The organism is Streptomyces alfalfae (assembly GCF_004127445.1).
GTDB lineage: Bacteria > Actinomycetota > Actinomycetes > Streptomycetales > Streptomycetaceae > Streptomyces > Streptomyces alfalfae.
The window spans coordinates 142976-158352 of record NZ_QEXM01000025.1; the positions used below are offsets into that span (position 1 = coordinate 142976).

Below are 15377 nucleotides of genomic sequence, written 5' to 3' on the forward strand. Positions count from 1 at the left end.
CGTTCGTGCGTGCAGGCAGCGTAGTCGGGCCCGGGTCCGCTAGCTGCCCTCGTGCAGATCCCATACCCAGGCTCCGCCGACCCACTTCCCCGGGCGGCCGACGAGCTTGTCCACGGTGGTGCGCAACTGCCCGTCGTGCTGCTGCGGGGCCAGGACGAGGACGCCCGCCTTCCAGAACCGCAGGTCCTCGCGGGCCGCCGCGCGCCAGGCCGGGGTGATCCGCGGGATGCGGCCCTTGTCGCGCACGTCGCGCAGGAGGTTGGAGGTGTTGCGGGGCGAAGGCCCGTAGATGCCGACGCGGTCCGGGCCCCAGGGCCCGTTGAAGTAGCCGCCGGGGAGGCGGAAGCCCAGGCCCGCGGTGGTCTGCCAGTGCAGGCCCTCGGCGTTGCCGGGGTCGGGCACCGGGATCGGCACGAGGGTCTCGTCCTCGCCCAGGTACGTCCGCCAGGTGCCGTCCGCGACGAACCGCGGCACGTCGATCCGGTCCACGGCGTCGAGCGGCGCCGGAACGATCGGCGCCAGCGCGAGGCCCACGGCGCCCACGCCCGCGAAGACGCGCCGGCCCGGCGACCCGGACAGGCGGGCGAGGGCCAGGGCGAGGAGCATGCCGAGGGCGGGGGCGCACACCATCGCCACGCGCGACTCGATGACGGACTCGAAGAGCGGGCGGTCCGCGAGCGCCGCCCAGGGGCCCGGCAGCACGATGTCCGTCAGCGGGATGCGGAACTTCGGCCCCAGCGACAGGAGCGCCGCCCCGGCCACCGTGCACGCCAGCGCCTTGACCACCGCGCGGTCCCACAGCCGTACGACGATCGCGAAGGCCAGCAGGAGCAGCGGCCAGCCGTAGAAGGCGTTGTGCTCGGTGGGGTTCATGGCCAGGCCGTCCACGCTCCGCTCGCTGCCCGCGAGGGAGCGCTCGGCGAAGGAGAGGAACGCCAGCGGGCTGTTGCCCGCGTTGTCGCCGTGCAGCACGCTCTTGTAGCTCTGCGGCCCGAAGAACTGCCAGTAGAGGGGGAAGGCGACCAGCGGGAGCGTGACCGCGAGGGCGATCCCGAGGCCGCGGGCGAGCGGGCGCCAGGCGGTCCGTGCCACGTCACGGCGGACGACCGCGTACGCGGCGGCGAAGATCAGCATGCCGAGCGCGGCGAGCAGCAGCGGCTCCTCGCCCAGGAAGATCTGGTACGCCGCGAAGAGCCCGAGGACGACCCCGTCCCGTACGACACGGGTGCCCTCGCAGAGCCGCAGCGCCCTGTCGATGATCGGCGGGATCATGAACAGGACGATGAAGTTCGGGTGGGCGTTGGCGTGGCTGATCATCGGGGGCGCGAACGCGGCGAGGGCCGCGCCGACGGTCGCGGCGCCCCGGTGCGCGACGAGCCGCTTCACGATGAGCCGGTACCAGGCGAACGCGGTGGCGGCCAGACCGCCCGTCATCGCCACGTTCAGGGCGACCGCGGGGCCGAGGAGCCAGGTCACGGGGGCCAGGGGGACGGAGAGGCCGAGCATGACCGTGTTGGCCATGAGGTTCACGCCGTCGGGGAAGTTCTGCAGGGTCGTGAAGAGCGGGTTGTGCAGGTGGCGGACGTTGTCGGCCGTCACCGCGAAGAACCACTCCCACTGGTTCTGGTCCTGGAGCGCGTCCGGGATGTAGCGGTGGCCGGGCGCCACCCAGCGCTCCGCGTACAGGACGACCGCGAAGACCAGGAAGAACAGGGCGGCGCGGACGTCCGCGCCGCGGATCGCACGGATCTTGAGTGCGGTCAGCTCGGCGAGGACCCGTACGTAGTCCAGCGGGCGGACCTTCGAGCCCTCCTGGTGGGACCAGCGCACCGGCACCTCGGCGACGGGCCAGCCCGCGCGGCGGAAGTACTCCAGTATCTCGACGTCTATGCCCCAGCCGCGCAGCCGTGACGCGGCGAAGGCCTCCCGGGCCCGGTCACCGTCGAAGAGCTTGAATCCGCACTGGGTGTCGCGGATGCCGGGGACGGCGACCGAGCGTATGAGGAAGTTGCCGCTGCGCCCGAGGAGCTCGCGCAGGCGGTGCTGGTGGGCGCCGATGGTGGCGCCGGGGCGTGCGCGGGAGCCGATCGCGGCCGTGTGGCCGTCGGCCAGCGCCTTGTCGAGGTGGTCGAGCTCCTCTATCGGCGCGGCGAGGTCGGCGTCGGTGACCAGGACGCGGCGGCCGTAGGAGGCGAGGACGCCCTCGCGCAGGGCGTGGCCCTTGCCGCGGTTGCGGTCACCGCTCAGGAGCTGGACGCGGGGGTCGGCCGCGGCGGCGTCGGCGGCGATCTCCGCGGTGCGGTCGGTGGAGCCGTCGTCGACGACGATCAGCTCCCACTCGCCGCGGTACGTCTTCTCCAGGTGGTCCCGGATCGCGTCCAGGGTGGGGCCGAGCCGTTGTTCCTCGTTGTACGCGGGGATCACGACCGTCAGGTCGACGCTCATGCGGTGGCCAGCCGCTCGATGAGGGAGAGGGAGTGCGCGTTGTACTCCGCGACGATCGCGTGGGCACCGCAGGGGTCGTGGCGGACCAGGGCGTCGACGAGCTCGGTGTGCCGCGACCAGAGGGCGCCGCGCAGGTCGCCGCCGTCGCTCTCGCTCCACCGGCGCAGGTGCGTGACGGCGCACGCCCAGGACTTCACGCGCATGCGGTGCAGGAACTCGGAGAGGTGGGCGTTGCCGAAGAGGGCGCTCAGCTCGCGCCAGAAGCGGAGGTCGTAGCCGATCAGGACGTTCAGGTCGCCGGCGCAGGCCGCGCGGGACGCCTCCTCGCCGCGGCGGCGCACGGAGACCAGGGCGTCGCGCATGTCCTCGCGGGGCGGGCCGTGCTCCGCGACCTCGCGGAAGATGCCGTCCGCGATGAGGCCGCGGGCCTCCAGCATGGACCGGTAGTCGGCGAGGGTGTGCTCGTGGACGCGGTAGCCGCGGTGCTGGTCGGCGTCCAGGAGGCCCTGGGCCGTGAGGTTCACCAGGGCCTCGCGGACGGGGGTCGCGGAGACGCCGTACTGCTCCGCGATCTCCTTGACCGTGAACTCCTGGCCCGGCTCCAGCCGGCCGCCGAGCACCTCGTCACGGAGGGCGTCGGCGATCTGCTGGCGCAGCGTGCTGCGGATGACGGCGGGGCCGTCGCTTCCGGGCATGGGTGGGAGCCTCCCCCTGGGCGTGGGCGCCTGGCCGGTCGTGCCGACGTGGTCGTTTTCTGGCGCGCTCGGACAGCTTCGGATTGCTTTCGAGCACGTCACCCTACGCGGTGGCTCGCCTGGGGGCGGTTTCGCGGTGCCGGGGGCCCGTGGGGGCGCCCCGGCTCCGCCTCGGGTCACGACACGTACGCGTCCGCTTCCGTCAGTGCCTCGTCCAGGGCCGCGAGGCCCTCCTTCGCCTCGGCGTCCGTGATGTTGCACGGCGGGACCACGTGCGTGCGGTTCATGTTGATGAAGGGCCACAGCCCGCGCTTCTTGGCCGCCGCGCCGAACGCGGCCATCGGGGCGTTCGCCTCACCCGTGGCGTTGTAGGGGACCAGCGGCTCCCTGGTCTCCTTGTTCCTGACCAGTTCCAGCGCCCAGAACATGCCCACGCCCCGCACCTCGCCCACGCTCGGGTGGCGCTCGGCCAGCTCGGCGAGGCCGGGGCCGATGACCTCCGCGCCGAGGCGGGCCGCCTGCTCGACGATGCCCTCCTCCTCCATCACCCGGATCGTGGCGACCGCCGCCCCGCAGGCCAGCGGGTGCCCCGAGTAGGTCAGACCGCCGGGGTAGGGCCGCCGGGCGAACGTCTCCGCCACGGCCGCGGAGATCGCGACGCCGCCCAGCGGCACGTAACCGGAGTTGACGCCCTTGGCGAAGGTCATCAGGTCCGGCACGACGCCCTCGAAGTGGTCCACGGCGAACCACTCGCCGGTCCGCCCGAAGCCCGCCATGACCTCGTCCAGGATGAAGACGATGCCGTGGCGGTCGCAGATCTCGCGGACCCCGGCGAGGTAGCCGGGCGGCGGGACCATGATGCCCGCGGTGCCGGGGATGGTCTCCAGGATGATCGCCGCCACGGTCTGCGGGCCCTCGAAGGCGATCGTGTCCTCCAGGTGCCGCAGGGCCCGCTCGCACTCCTGCCGCTCGTTCTCCGCGTAGAAGCGGGAGCGGTACAGGAACGGCGCCCAGAAGCGGACCACGCCCGCCGAGCCGCTGTCGGAGGCCCAGCGGCGCGGGTCGCCGGTGATGTTGACGGCCTGCTCGGTGCCGCCGTGGTACGAGCGGTACGCGGAGAGGACCTTGGGGCGGCCCGTGTGCAGCCGGGCCATGCGGACGGCGTGCTCGACGGCGTCGGCGCCGCCGTTGGTGAAGAAGATCTTGTCCAGGTCGCCGGGGGTCCGCTCGGCGATGAGGCGTGCGGCCTCCGAGCGGGCCTCGACGGCGTAGGCGGGCGCGAACGTCGTCATCGTCGCGGCCTGCTCCTGGATCGCGGCGACGACCTTCGGGTGCTGGTACCCGATGTTGGTGTAGACGAGGCCGCTGGTGAAGTCGAGGTAGCGGTTTCCTTCGTAGTCCCAGAAGCGGGAGCCCTCGGCGCCGGCGATGGCCGGCGGGTCTATGAGCTCCTGTGCGGACCAGGAGTGGAAGACGTGTGCGCGGTCCGCGGCCTTCACGGCGGCGCCGACCTGGGGATTCGGCTGAGGGGTCATGGGGCCGAGGGTAGAGGTCCGCATCGGGGACACGACATGGGCGTCCTGTCTGACGGAACGGGCGGAACCCGACACAGTGTCGTACGGCCCCCGCCCGGTCGCCGTGCCTCAGTCGTCGTCCGTGTCGGCCACCACCCGTGCCCGCGGGCCGTCCGCCGCGCAGCGGATCTCGTACCGCAGGTCGTCCTGTTCGTCGTCGTCGCCCGGCTCGGCCTCCAGGCGGGCCACCGCCGCCGGGCCGCGGGTCACGTCGTCGTCGATGTGGAAGCCGTCGGCCGGACTCCAGGAGACGAGGAAGACCGTGCCGCCGGTACGGCACTCCACCGTCGCCGTCCCGCCCGTGAAGCGGACGGTGGACCGCTCCGGGGCCTGCGTCCGCGCCGGCCTGGGCTCCGGGGCCGGCTCCGGTGACCGCGACGGCTTCCCCACCGGCTCCCGCGACGCCGTGCCGGACGGCCGCCGCGAGGGCGGTGTCCTCGTGCCGCCCGTGCCCCCCGCGCCCGACGGCGTGGCCGAGTCCGACGCCTTCGCCAGCGCCTCGCGCACCGCGGCCTCGTCCAGCGGTCTGCTGTGCGCGGCGCCGGCCCCGCCGTCCGCGCCGGCGAGCTGCCAGGCGCCCAGCGCGCCCGCCGCCGTGCCCACGGCCACCCACGCCGCCGTCGCCGCGGCGCTCCGCCACTTCCTCATGACGCCACTGTGCAGCATCGTTTCCTAACGCCCGGTTAAAACCCCGCCAAGGGGCGGGGCCCGCCCGACTACGGTGGTTGTATGGCACATCTTCTCGTCGTCGAGGACGACCCCCAGCTCCGCGGCGCGCTGGTACGGGCCCTGCGCGACAGGGGACACGCCGTGGCGACCGCGCCCAGCGGCATGGCGGGACTCGACGCGGCGGTGACCAGCGGGCCCGACCTGGTCGTCCTCGACCTGGGGCTGCCCGACGTGGACGGCGCGCAGGTGCTGCGGATGCTGCGGGCGGTCAGCGACGTGCCGGTGATCGTGGCGACGGCGCGCGACGACGAGCCGGAGATGGTCGCGGTCCTGGAGGACGGGGCGGACGACTACATCGTCAAGCCGTTCGGCGCCGCCCAGCTCGACGCCCGCGTCAAGGCGGTGCTGCGGCGGCTCGGCGCGACCGGGACCGAGGAGCCGCTGCGCGTGGGGGCGTTGACCGTCGACACGGCTTCCCGCGAGGTCACCCTGGACGGCGCCGCCGTCGACCTCACCCCCCGTGAGTTCGACCTGCTCGCCCATCTCGCCCGCAGGCCGGGGCAGGTCGTCTCCCGGCGCGAACTGCTCGCCGAGGTCTGGCAGCAGCCGCTGGGCGGCGCCGACAAGACCGTGGACGTCCACCTGTCGTGGCTCCGCCGCAAGCTGGGCGAGACGGCCCAGCGACCGCGCTATCTGCACACGGTGCGGACGGTCGGCGTCAAGCTGACCGCCCCGGACACCACGACCCCCCACCGGCCGGCTCCGGACACCACGACTCCGCACCCGACGCCTCCGGACACCACGGCGGCCGACGCCTCCGCCCCGGACACCACGACCCCGGAGCACGGCTGATGCGCCGCAGTCTCCTGCTGCTCACCGCCGCGACGACCGCCCTCGTCCTGACGGCCCTGCTCGTCCCCCTCACCCTGCTGACCCGCAGCCACGCCGCCGACCGCGCGACCGCCGAGGCGACCGCCCGCGCCCAGTGGGTCGCCCACGCCATCGGGCCCTCCCTGGCCACCGCCGACGAGCGGGAGACCGCCGAGCAGACCGTGGAGAGCGTCAACGGGGTCGACCTGCCCGCGACGTCCCTCGTGCTCGCGGACGGTTCGGTCATCGGCCCGCGCGACGCCGAGGACCCCGCGGCCACCGCCCCCGTCCGGCTCGCGCGGACCGGCCGCGCCTTCACCTACGAGCCCGCGTCCGGCGGGCGCCTGGTCCTGGTCCCCGTACAGGGCGCGAAGGACGGCACGGCGGTCGTGCAGGTCACCCTCAGCGAGCGGCAGTTGTACGCGGGCACGCTCGCCTCCTGGCTCGTCCTCGCGGGCATCGGCGTGGGCCTCGTGCTCCTCGGGCTGCTGCTCGCCGACCGGCTCGGCGCCCGGCTCGTCGGCGCGACCCGGCGCCTGGCCCGTACCGCCGACCGGCTGGCCGCGGGCGACCTGACCGCCCGCGCCACCCCGGAGGGCCCGCCCGAGCTGCGCCTGATCGCGGGCGAGCTGAACCGCCTCGCGGGCCGCATCGACGAACTGCTCACCGCGGAGCGCGAGAACGCCGCCGACCTCGCCCACCGCCTGCGCACCCCGGTGGCCGCCCTGCGCCTGGACGCCGAGACGCTCCGCGACACCGACGAGGCGCGGCGCATCGCGGCCGACGTCACCGCCCTGGAGCGCAGCGTCGACGACGTGATCCGCCGGGCCAGGCGGCCCCTGCGCGAGGCGCCGCGCGCGGACCTGGCGGCGGTGGCCCGCGAACGGGCCGCGTTCTGGGCGCCGTTGGCCGAGGATCAGGGCCGGGACTGCGAGGTCACCGCCCCGGAGCACGAGGTCCCCGTGCCCGTGCCCGCCGACGAGCTCGCGGCGGCGCTCGACGCCCTCATCGGCAATGTCCTCGACCACACTCCCCAGGGCACCGCCTTCCACGTCGCCGTGCGCGTCGCCCCCGGCGGCGAGGCGGTGCTGACCGTCCGCGACGAGGGCCCCGGCTTCCCCGGCCACGCCTCCCCCGGCCGGGGCGCCAGCGGAGCCGGTTCCACGGGCCTCGGCCTGGACATCGCCCGCCGCACCGCCGAGGAGGCGCACGGCCGCTTCGGGGCGGCGAGCACGGACGGCGGCGCCGAGGTCACCCTGGCGTTCCCGCCCGCGCCGGGCGCGGGAAGGCCGTCCGCACCGCCCGCGCCCACTTGTTGACGCCCAGCTCCGGACGGACCGCCGCGTACCCCCCGCAGTACTTGGTGAAGTCGGCCGCGCGCACCCCGAACCGGTGCAGCACCCGGTCGGCCTCCGTCAGATGCCCCTTGGTCTTCGTCTCGACGAGCACCAGGCCGGGGTCCGCCTCGGCGGTCCTGCCGGTCGCGGTGTCCCGCACGACGAGACCGGCGTCGCACGTGATGCGCCGGCCGTCGGCGACGAACGTCGCCCGCTGGTAGTCGGTGACCAGGGAGGGGGTGAGCCCGGCCGGCGCCTCGACGCCGTACGAACCGCGCAGCACCCCGGCGAGGAATCCCTGCCGGACCGCGTCCAGGGCGTGGTCGTCGCCTTCGAGCCGCCGGCGGTGCTTGACGGTCTCGCCGCGGCCGCTCTTGAGCTTGATCTCGAACTGCCGCTCCCCGCTGTCCCGGTAGACCCGCTCCCTGATGCGGTAGCGCAGGCGGCGGCCCTGGCGGTGATCGTGGAAGGTGAGCAGGTCCGGGGTGTCGTAGTACGTCGAGTGGTACCGGAACCAGCGCTTCCCGCCCATGCTGAGCGCTCGGTAGGGGCCGCCGGGCCGCCGGGGGTCGGTCAGCAGGGCCGCCAGGTCCTCGAAGACGTCGACGGGCACGAGGTAGCTGCGGTCGAAGCGGGCGAGCAGTTCCGCCCGCGCGTTCACCTCGTCGAGCGCGACGGGGCGGGCGGCGAGCGCGGCGCGGCCGATGGCGCGTACGGCGGGATTCACACGGTCTCCTTCGGGTGGCTGGGGGCGAGCGTGCGGGACCGGGTCGTGCGGCGTCGTGCTTCCTCGGGGGTGCGTCGGGAGGCCGTCCTCCTTGAGAACTCCTCTGCCCTCGCCGAAGGTTCCGGCTGCCGGTAGCGGACTTCCAGCACCATGAGATCGCGTACGTAGTCGACCTCCCGCACGGTCCAGCCGAGCGGTTCCCCGAGGCGCCGGGCCAGTTCGGCGCGGAGGGCGGTCTCCTCGCGGTACACGGCGTCCAGGGTGATGACGGTCCGCCGGTCGTGCGCGAAGAGGCGCGGGTGGTCGGCGCCGTACATGACCAGGAGCAGCACGGCCGCGAGACCGGAGGCCACGGGCAGGTCGAGGGCGGGCAGACCGCAGAGCAGGCCGAGCACCAGGGTGATGAAGTAGTACGCGACCTCCTGGTGCTGGAGGGCGTCGGAGCGCAGCCGCACGATCGAGAGCACCCCGAAGAGCCCGAAGCCGAGCGCGAGGCCGCCGTCGCCGCCGACGGTCCCGAGCCCCGCGACGACCGCGAACAGGGCGACGTTCAGCGCGAGATACGCCGGCACCAGCTCCCGCCTGCGGTGCCGTGGATAGAAGACGCCGAAGGTCAGCAGCGTGACGGCGGCCAGGTCGACGGCCAGGTGGGCGCTGAGGGTCAGTGTGCTGTCCATGTCCACGGACGCTAGGGAGGGTCGGGTTAAGGGCGCCCCTGGCGGACGTTAACGAAGCGCACGGCGGACGCCGCCGCACGAGGGGAAGTTATTGACAGCATGCTGTCAATACGACAGCATGCTCACGTACGACGTTCTGAGCCGCAGCGACATCCGCCTCACGGAGGGCCCCATGTCCCGCAAGCCCGTGCATCTGGCCGTCTACGACACCTTCGCCGACTGGGAGACCGGCCACACCACGGCGTGGCTGGCCCGCGTCGGGTACGAGATCCGCACGGTCGCCGCGACGGCCGCACCCGTCACCTCCATCGGGGGCCTGCGCGTACAGCCCGGCCTGTCGCTCGCCGAGCTGCGCCCCGAGGACAGCTCGCTGCTGATCCTGCCGGGCGCCGACCTCTGGGACACGGGCGACGACCTCGCGCCCTTCGCCCGCACCGCCCGCGCCTTCCTCGACGCCGGAGTGCCGGTGGCCGCGATCTGCGGGGCCACGGCGGGCATCGCCCGGGAGGGGCTGCTCGACGACCGGGCGCACACGAGCGCGGCGGCGATGTACCTGGCGGCGACCGGCTACCGGGGCGGCGAGCGGTACGTGGAGCGGGACGCGGTCACCGACGGCGACCTGGTCACGGCGGGCCCGACCGAGCCGGTCGCGTTCGCGCGGGAGGTCTTCGGACGGCTCGGCGACGTCTTCGAGGGCGAGAAGCTGGACGCCTGGTACCGCCTCTTCCACGACTCGGACCCGGCGGCCTACGAGACGCTCGACGCGTGAGCGGGGACCGGCGCATGACCGACGAGGCACAGCGCGCGCGGCAGGACCTGCTCAGCCGCGCCGCCCTCACCGTCTTCCGTCTCAACGGCCAGTTCCTCGCCCGCGCCGAGGAACTGGCCGAGCCGGCGGGGCTCACCGCCGCCTGGTGGCAGGTGCTCGGCGCCGTGCTGCGCGAGCCGCTGCCGGTGGCGGGCATCGCCCGCGCCATGGGCATCACCCGGCAGAGCGTGCAGCGCGTGGCGGATCTGCTGGTGCGCGAAGGCCTCGCGGAGTACCTGCCGAACCCGGCGCACCGCCGCGCCAAACTGCTCCGCCCGACGGACGCGGGCCGGGCCGCCGTGGCGAGGATCGACCCGGGCCACGCGGCCCTCGCGGGGCGGCTCTCGGTCGCCCTGGGAGAGCACGAACTCGCGGAAACGGTACGGGTGTTGGAGCGTCTTGCCGAGGCGCTGGACACGCTCTCCGGCCCGGATGCGGAACCCGTTACGGAACCGTAGAGGGTGAGGAGGTCCACCCAGTCGCACCCGCGCACTATCCTCACCCTGTTGCACACCAATGGGGGAGGTCGGTGCGGCGATGGAGAAGCTCGGTCCCGGAGATCCGCAGCGCATCGGGGCGTATCGGCTGCTGGCGCGGCTCGGCGCCGGCGGCATGGGGCAGGTGTACCTGGCACGGTCGGACAGGGGCCGCACGGTCGCGGTCAAACTGGTCCGCCAGGAGCTGGCCGAACAGGACGAGTTCAGGAACCGCTTCCGGCAGGAGGTGCAGGCCGCGCGGCAGGTCGGCGGGGCGTGGACGGCACCCGTCCTCGACGCCGACACCGAGGCGGCCATCCCCTGGGTGGCGACGGGCTATGTGGCGGGGCCCTCCTTGCAGAGCGTCGTCTCGCACGGCCACGGGCCGCTGCCCGAGCGGTCGGTGAGCATCCTCGCGGCCGGACTCGCCAACGCCCTCAAGGACATCCACGCGGCGGGCATCGTCCACCGTGACCTCAAGCCGTCCAACGTGCTCGTCACCATCGACGGCCCGCGCGTCATCGACTTCGGCATCGCGCGCGCCCTGGAGACGGTCACCGACGGCGGCCTGACCCGCACCGGGGCGCTCGTCGGCTCGCCCGGCTTCATGGCGCCCGAGCAGGTGCGCGGCGACCGGATCACCCCGGCGTGCGACGTCTTCTGCCTCGGCTCCGTCCTCGCGTACGCGGCGTCGGGCGCGCTGCCCTTCGGCACGGCCAACAGCGGTGTGCACGCGCTGATGTTCCGCATCGCGCAGGAGGAACCCGACCTGGCCGGGCTCCCCGAGAACCTCGCCGAGCTGATCGGCGACTGTCTGCGCAAGGAGCCCGCGTCCCGGCCGTCCCTCGACGACATCCTGGAGCGCACGGGCGCGCAGGACACGCTGAGCGAGGGCGGCCGCACCCTCGACCCATGGCTCCCGGGCGCCCTCGTCGCCCAACTGGGGCGGCACGCCGTGCAGTTGCTCGACACCGAGGACCCGGACGAGCCGGGGGCGGGGGTGGGCGGCGCGGGTGGCGCCGGCGGCACGAACGGTGCGCCGCAGGCGCCCGCGACTCCCCGGGGAGCGGTCGCCGGGGCCGCTGCGGGGGCCGCCTCGCGAAACGGCGCGGGCGGCAGCGCCCCCGAGGCGCCCGCCGCCGACGGGCACACGCCCCCGCCGCCCGGCACGCCCGGCGCCACGCCCCTCGACCACCTGCCCACCATGGTGTCGGGCCAGGCCCCGCCGCCCACACCGCCGCCCGGCGCCCCGGCGTACGGCTACCCGAACCAGCACCCGCAGCCCGGGTACGGCCATCCGCAGCAGCCGCAGCCGCAGCCGCAGCCGTACGGCTATCCCCAGCAGCCGCCGGGCCAGGGCTCGACGCCGCCCTACGGCCCCGGCCCGTACGTGCCCATCGGCCCGTCCGAGCCGCCGCGCCGCAGCGGCCGCTCGTCGGTGGCGCTGATCGCCGTGGCGCTGGTGGTGGCCATCGGGGCGGGCGGCACGGTGTACGCCGTGATGAACGGCGAGGGCTCCGGCACGAAGGACGACGGCGCCAAGGCCTCCGCGAGCAGCGCCCCGACGACACCGGGGCCCACCTCGCCCACCCCCGGCCCGAGCACTCCGGACCCCTCGCCCACCACCGAGGACGACGACGAGGGGACGGTGCCGGACAAGTACCTCGGCACCTGGGCCGGCGGCCTCGACAACGACTTCGGCCACCACACCCGCCGCCTCACCCTCCAGCAGGGCGAGCCCGGGGACACCACGCTGTCCCTGGTCGCGGAGGGCCCGATGAAGAACGGCAGCAGCTACCGCTGCGTCTTCCAGGGCAAGCTCCGGTCCGCCTCCGGCGAGCGGCTGCACTTCAGCGGCACCGAGATCACGGTCGGCGAGCCCATGTCGGCCTGCACCCCCGGCAAGCCGAGCGTGGTGACCCTCCTCGGCAACGGCAAACTCCGCCGCGCCAACACCGACGGCACGGGTGAGCTGACGTACGACAAGGACGGCTGACCGGACCCGGACGCGAAGACCGAGCGGGCCGCGCGTCGTGCGGCGGGGGAGCTGAACCGCAGGCGAACAGTCGCCGACGGGACGGCGAAGGCGGTCCGCGCGTGGCCGCCGGCCCCCTACGGTCACCGCTCATGGAGTGGTTGAGCACCGAGAACACCATCGCCGTCCTGACGGCGGTCCTCGGCCTGCTCGCCACCGTCGGGGCGCTCTGGTACGAGCGGCGGGTGCCCCGGCGCAAGCGCATCGGCTACCGGGTGCAGATGGACACCGCCATAGGCGACAACGTCCGCACCGGCGGCGCCAACGCGCGCCTCGGACTGTTCGACGAGACGCCCGAGATGTCCGACGCCACGCTCGTCCTGCTCCGCGTCGAGAACGACGGCTCGCAGTCCGTCTCCGACGCCGACTACACCGGCCGCGCGCTGCACGGCCTCACCGCCGTCTTCACCGGGCGCACCGTCCGGGGCCTCGCGGTGACCGCGCCGGCCGGCGCCGACCACCTCATGGAGCACTTCACGCAGGGCGCGGGCCTGCGCTACGAGGGCAGCACCCTGCACATCCCGCGCGTCCCGCTCAACCGGGGCCAGCACTACAAGCTCCTGGTCCTGCTCACCGGCGGCCCGGTAGGCGGCGAGGTCATCGTCTCCGGCGGTCTCCAGGCGGGCGAGGTGCAGCCCAACCGCTCCACCACCCTGGACGACAAACCGCCCGTCCTCTCCCGGCCCGCCCGCCTCCTGACCGTCCTGCTCACCCTCTCCGTCATCACGCTGGCCACGATCATCGTGCTGCGCGACGACGACCCGCCGCCGATCGAGTGCGCGACGGGGGAGCTGACGGTGCTCGGCTCGACGGCGTTCGCGCCGGTCGCCGAGGAGCTGGAGGAGAAGTACGAGGCCGACTGCCCCGGCTCCGCCATCACGGTCTCCGCCCACGGCAGCGCGGCGGGCGTACGCGAACTGGACGACGAGGGGAAACGATTCTCCGGCGGCGGTGACGACGACTCGGGCGAGGCGGGCCCCGGCGGCGACGGCGCCCGGGTCAAGGGCTCACCACCGCTGCTCACCTTCTCCGACGGGCCCAAGTCCGACGGCTTCCCGCACCTGGCGGAGACCCGCGTGGCGGTCTCCGTCTTCGCCCTGGTCGTCAACGACCGCGTACGCCTGACGAACCTGACGCTGCCGCAGGTCCGCCGCCTGTACCGGGGCGACGTCCGCAACTGGGAGGAGCTCGGCGGCCCCGACCTGCCGGTGGTCCTCGTCAGCCGCGGCTCCAGCTCGGGCACCCGCGACACCCTCCAGCGCCGCGTCCTCGACGGCGCCTTCGAGATCAAGGCCTCGTCCAACGACTGCCTGAGCAGGGACGACCGCTCGGTGCCGGTGACCCGCTGCGAGCTGGACTCCACGGAGCAGGTGCTGGACGCCGTCGCCCGCATCCCCGGCGCCATCGGCTACAGCGAACTCCGCTCGGCCGAGGGCCTCGACGGCCTGCACCGCCTGAACCTGGACGGCCACGCGCCCACCGCCGAGGACCTGGAGCGCAGCGGCTACCCGTACCGCGAGATCGAGTACGCGTACACCTACGGCCGCCCGCCCGCCGACTCGCTGGCGTCCAGCTTCCTCGCGTACGCCCGGGGCAACGGCCTGGACGTCATCCGCACCCACGGCCACCTCCCCTGCGCCACCCCCGAGGGCCTGCGCATCTGCGCCGACCCGGAGGGCTGAACGCGGGAAAGTCCCACCGCGTCCGCACGAGACCCCGAGGTCAGGGCCGAGTGCTGAGGGACGCTGTGGGACTTTCCCGCAATCCGCTGCCGCTACCGCTACACGAAGGAGTTGATCTCGATCGTCTCCGTGCGGCCCGGGCCCACGCCGATCGCGGAGATCGGGGCGCCGGACATCTCCTCCAGGGCCTTCACGTAGCCCTGCGCGTTCTTCGGCAGGTCGGAGAAGGTCTGGGCCTTGGTGATGTCCTCGGACCAGCCGGGGAGCATTTCGTAGATCGGCTTCGCGTGGTGGAAGTCGGTCTGGTTGTACGGCAGCTCCTCGACGCGCTTGCCGTCGATCTCGTACGCGACGCAGACCGGAATCTGCTCCCAGCCGGTCAGGACGTCCAGCTTGGTGAGGAAGAAGTCCGTCAGGCCGTTCACGCGGGTCGCGTAGCGGGCGATCGGGGCGTCGAACCAGCCGCAGCGGCGGTCACGGCCGGTGGTCACGCCGCGCTCGCCGCCGATGCGGCGCAGGTCCTCGCCGTCCTGGTCGAACAGCTCGGTCGGGAACGGGCCCGCGCCGACGCGCGTGGTGTACGCCTTGAGGATGCCGATGACGCGGGTGATCTTCGTCGGGCCCACGCCGGTGCCGGTGCAGGCGCCGCCGGCGGTCGGGTTCGACGAGGTGACGAACGGGTACGTGCCGTGGTCCACGTCCAGGAGCGTGCCCTGGCCGCCCTCGAAGAGGACGACCTTGTCCTCGTCGAGCGCGTTGTTGAGGATCAGGGTCGTGTCGGCGACGTACTGCTTGATGTTCTCGCCGTGCTCCAGGAGCTGCTCGACGATCTGCTCCGCCTCGATCGCGCGGCGGTTGTAGAGCTTGGTGAGGAGCTGGTTCTTGATCTCCAGCGCCGCTTCGACCTTCTGCTGCAGGATCGACTCGTCGTAGAGGTCCTGCACGCGGATGCCGGTGCGGTTGATCTTGTCGGCGTAGGTCGGGCCGATGCCGCGGCCCGTCGTGCCGATCTTGCGCTTGCCGAGGAACCGTTCCGTCACCTTGTCGACGGTCACGTTGTACGGCGTGATGATGTGAGCGTTTCCGCTGATCAGCAGCTTCGACGTGTCGACGCCGCGCTCGTTCAGACCGCTCAGCTCGGAGAGCAGGACCGACGGGTCGACGACGACACCATTGCCGATGACGGGCACACAGTCCGGGGAGAGGATCCCGGAAGGGAGGAGATGCAGCGCGTACTTCTGGTCGCCCACGACGACCGTGTGGCCGGCGTTGTTGCCGCCCTGGTAGCGCACTACATAGTCCACGGAGCCACCGAGCAGGTCAGTGGCCTTTCCCTTGCCTTCGTCACCCCACTGAGCACCGAGCAGCACAAGTGCGGGCAC

The 15377-nt window shown here is 73.6% G+C and carries 13 protein-coding genes; 6 read left to right on the forward strand and 7 right to left on the reverse strand.

Annotated elements, in window-relative coordinates:
- Positions 1-39 precede the first annotated feature (39 nt).
- The 4 genes from DCW30_RS10160 to DCW30_RS10175 form a co-directional block, all read right to left on the reverse strand.
- The gene (locus DCW30_RS10160) at positions 40-2445 is read right to left on the reverse strand and encodes a dolichyl-phosphate beta-glucosyltransferase (protein WP_076685222.1); all 2406 of its coding nucleotides are present in this window, start codon (positions 2443-2445) and stop codon (positions 40-42) included.
- Entirely contained in the window at positions 2442-3140 is a 699-nt protein-coding gene (locus DCW30_RS10165; RefSeq protein WP_076685223.1) for a GntR family transcriptional regulator, read from the reverse strand. The genes DCW30_RS10160 and DCW30_RS10165 overlap by 4 nt, the downstream gene beginning before the upstream one ends.
- A 176-nt stretch (positions 3141-3316) precedes the next feature.
- Positions 3317-4675: an aspartate aminotransferase family protein gene (locus tag DCW30_RS10170; protein ID WP_076685224.1), complete on the reverse strand. Its 1359-nt coding sequence runs from the start codon at positions 4673-4675 to the stop codon at positions 3317-3319.
- Positions 4676-4783: 108 nt separating this feature from the next.
- A complete protein-coding gene (locus tag DCW30_RS10175; RefSeq protein WP_123985605.1) occupies positions 4784-5362 on the reverse strand; it encodes a hypothetical protein in 579 nt (192 codons plus the stop codon).
- Between the two features lie 81 nt (positions 5363-5443).
- On the opposite strand from DCW30_RS10175, the gene DCW30_RS10180 reads away from it, so the two are divergent.
- Together DCW30_RS10180 and DCW30_RS10185 are read left to right on the forward strand one after the other, a co-directional pair.
- Positions 5444-6235, forward strand: a complete 792-nt coding sequence (locus tag DCW30_RS10180; RefSeq protein ID WP_079250049.1) for a response regulator transcription factor — start codon at positions 5444-5446, stop codon at positions 6233-6235.
- On the forward strand, positions 6235-7572 hold the full coding sequence (locus DCW30_RS10185) for a sensor histidine kinase (RefSeq protein ID WP_076685227.1): 1338 nt from the start codon (positions 6235-6237) through the stop codon (positions 7570-7572). The genes DCW30_RS10180 and DCW30_RS10185 overlap by 1 nt, the downstream gene beginning before the upstream one ends.
- Here the strand turns inward: DCW30_RS10185 and DCW30_RS10190 are convergent.
- The gene (locus tag DCW30_RS10190; RefSeq protein ID WP_076685228.1) at positions 7505-8317 is read right to left on the reverse strand and encodes a VTC domain-containing protein; all 813 of its coding nucleotides are present in this window, start codon (positions 8315-8317) and stop codon (positions 7505-7507) included. The genes DCW30_RS10185 and DCW30_RS10190 overlap by 68 nt on opposite strands.
- Positions 8314-8994 carry a DUF4956 domain-containing protein gene (locus DCW30_RS10195; RefSeq protein ID WP_076685229.1) on the reverse strand — a complete coding sequence of 227 codons (681 nt, stop codon included), beginning with the start codon at positions 8992-8994 and terminating at the stop codon, positions 8314-8316. The genes DCW30_RS10190 and DCW30_RS10195 overlap by 4 nt, the downstream gene beginning before the upstream one ends.
- A gap of 172 nt (positions 8995-9166) precedes the next feature.
- Between DCW30_RS10195 and DCW30_RS10200 the strand changes: the two genes are divergently transcribed.
- The 4 genes from DCW30_RS10200 to DCW30_RS10215 all read left to right on the forward strand — a co-directional run bounded on the left by DCW30_RS10200 (position 9167) and on the right by DCW30_RS10215 (position 13995).
- Positions 9167-9763 (forward strand): DJ-1/PfpI family protein, encoded by a 597-nt coding sequence (locus tag DCW30_RS10200; RefSeq protein WP_076689053.1) that lies wholly within the window; start codon positions 9167-9169, stop codon positions 9761-9763.
- Between the two features lie 14 nt (positions 9764-9777).
- Positions 9778-10260 (forward strand): MarR family winged helix-turn-helix transcriptional regulator, encoded by a 483-nt coding sequence (locus DCW30_RS10205; RefSeq protein ID WP_076685230.1) that lies wholly within the window; start codon positions 9778-9780, stop codon positions 10258-10260.
- A 79-nt stretch (positions 10261-10339) separates the two neighbouring features.
- Positions 10340-12274: a serine/threonine-protein kinase gene (locus DCW30_RS10210; RefSeq protein WP_076685231.1), complete on the forward strand. Its 1935-nt coding sequence runs from the start codon at positions 10340-10342 to the stop codon at positions 12272-12274.
- A 131-nt stretch (positions 12275-12405) separates the two neighbouring features.
- The gene (locus DCW30_RS10215) at positions 12406-13995 is read left to right on the forward strand and encodes a substrate-binding domain-containing protein (RefSeq protein WP_076685232.1); all 1590 of its coding nucleotides are present in this window, start codon (positions 12406-12408) and stop codon (positions 13993-13995) included.
- Between the two features lie 98 nt (positions 13996-14093).
- Here DCW30_RS10215 and DCW30_RS10220 read toward each other — a convergent pair whose 3' ends face one another.
- A complete protein-coding gene (locus tag DCW30_RS10220) occupies positions 14094-15377 on the reverse strand; it encodes an adenylosuccinate synthase (protein ID WP_062774629.1) in 1284 nt (427 codons plus the stop codon).

Bases quoted from the DNA above. Each gene is read 5' to 3' on its own strand.
- DCW30_RS10160 (WP_076685222.1), bottom strand. From the start codon at position 2,445: ATGAGCGTCGACCTGACGGTCGTGATCCCCGCGTACAACGAGGAACAA.
- DCW30_RS10165 (WP_076685223.1), bottom strand. From the start codon at position 3,140: ATGCCCGGAAGCGACGGCCCCGCCGTCATCCGCAGCACGCTGCGCCAG.
- DCW30_RS10170 (WP_076685224.1), bottom strand. From the start codon at position 4,675: ATGACCCCTCAGCCGAATCCCCAGGTCGGCGCCGCCGTGAAGGCCGCG.
- DCW30_RS10175 (WP_123985605.1), bottom strand. From the start codon at position 5,362: ATGAGGAAGTGGCGGAGCGCCGCGGCGACGGCGGCGTGGGTGGCCGTG.
- DCW30_RS10180 (WP_079250049.1), top strand. From the start codon at position 5,444: ATGGCACATCTTCTCGTCGTCGAGGACGACCCCCAGCTCCGCGGCGCG.
- DCW30_RS10185 (WP_076685227.1), top strand. From the start codon at position 6,235: ATGCGCCGCAGTCTCCTGCTGCTCACCGCCGCGACGACCGCCCTCGTC.
- DCW30_RS10195 (WP_076685229.1), bottom strand. From the start codon at position 8,994: ATGGACAGCACACTGACCCTCAGCGCCCACCTGGCCGTCGACCTGGCC.
- DCW30_RS10200 (WP_076689053.1), top strand. From the start codon at position 9,167: ATGTCCCGCAAGCCCGTGCATCTGGCCGTCTACGACACCTTCGCCGAC.
- DCW30_RS10205 (WP_076685230.1), top strand. From the start codon at position 9,778: ATGACCGACGAGGCACAGCGCGCGCGGCAGGACCTGCTCAGCCGCGCC.
- DCW30_RS10210 (WP_076685231.1), top strand. From the start codon at position 10,340: ATGGAGAAGCTCGGTCCCGGAGATCCGCAGCGCATCGGGGCGTATCGG.
- DCW30_RS10215 (WP_076685232.1), top strand. From the start codon at position 12,406: ATGGAGTGGTTGAGCACCGAGAACACCATCGCCGTCCTGACGGCGGTC.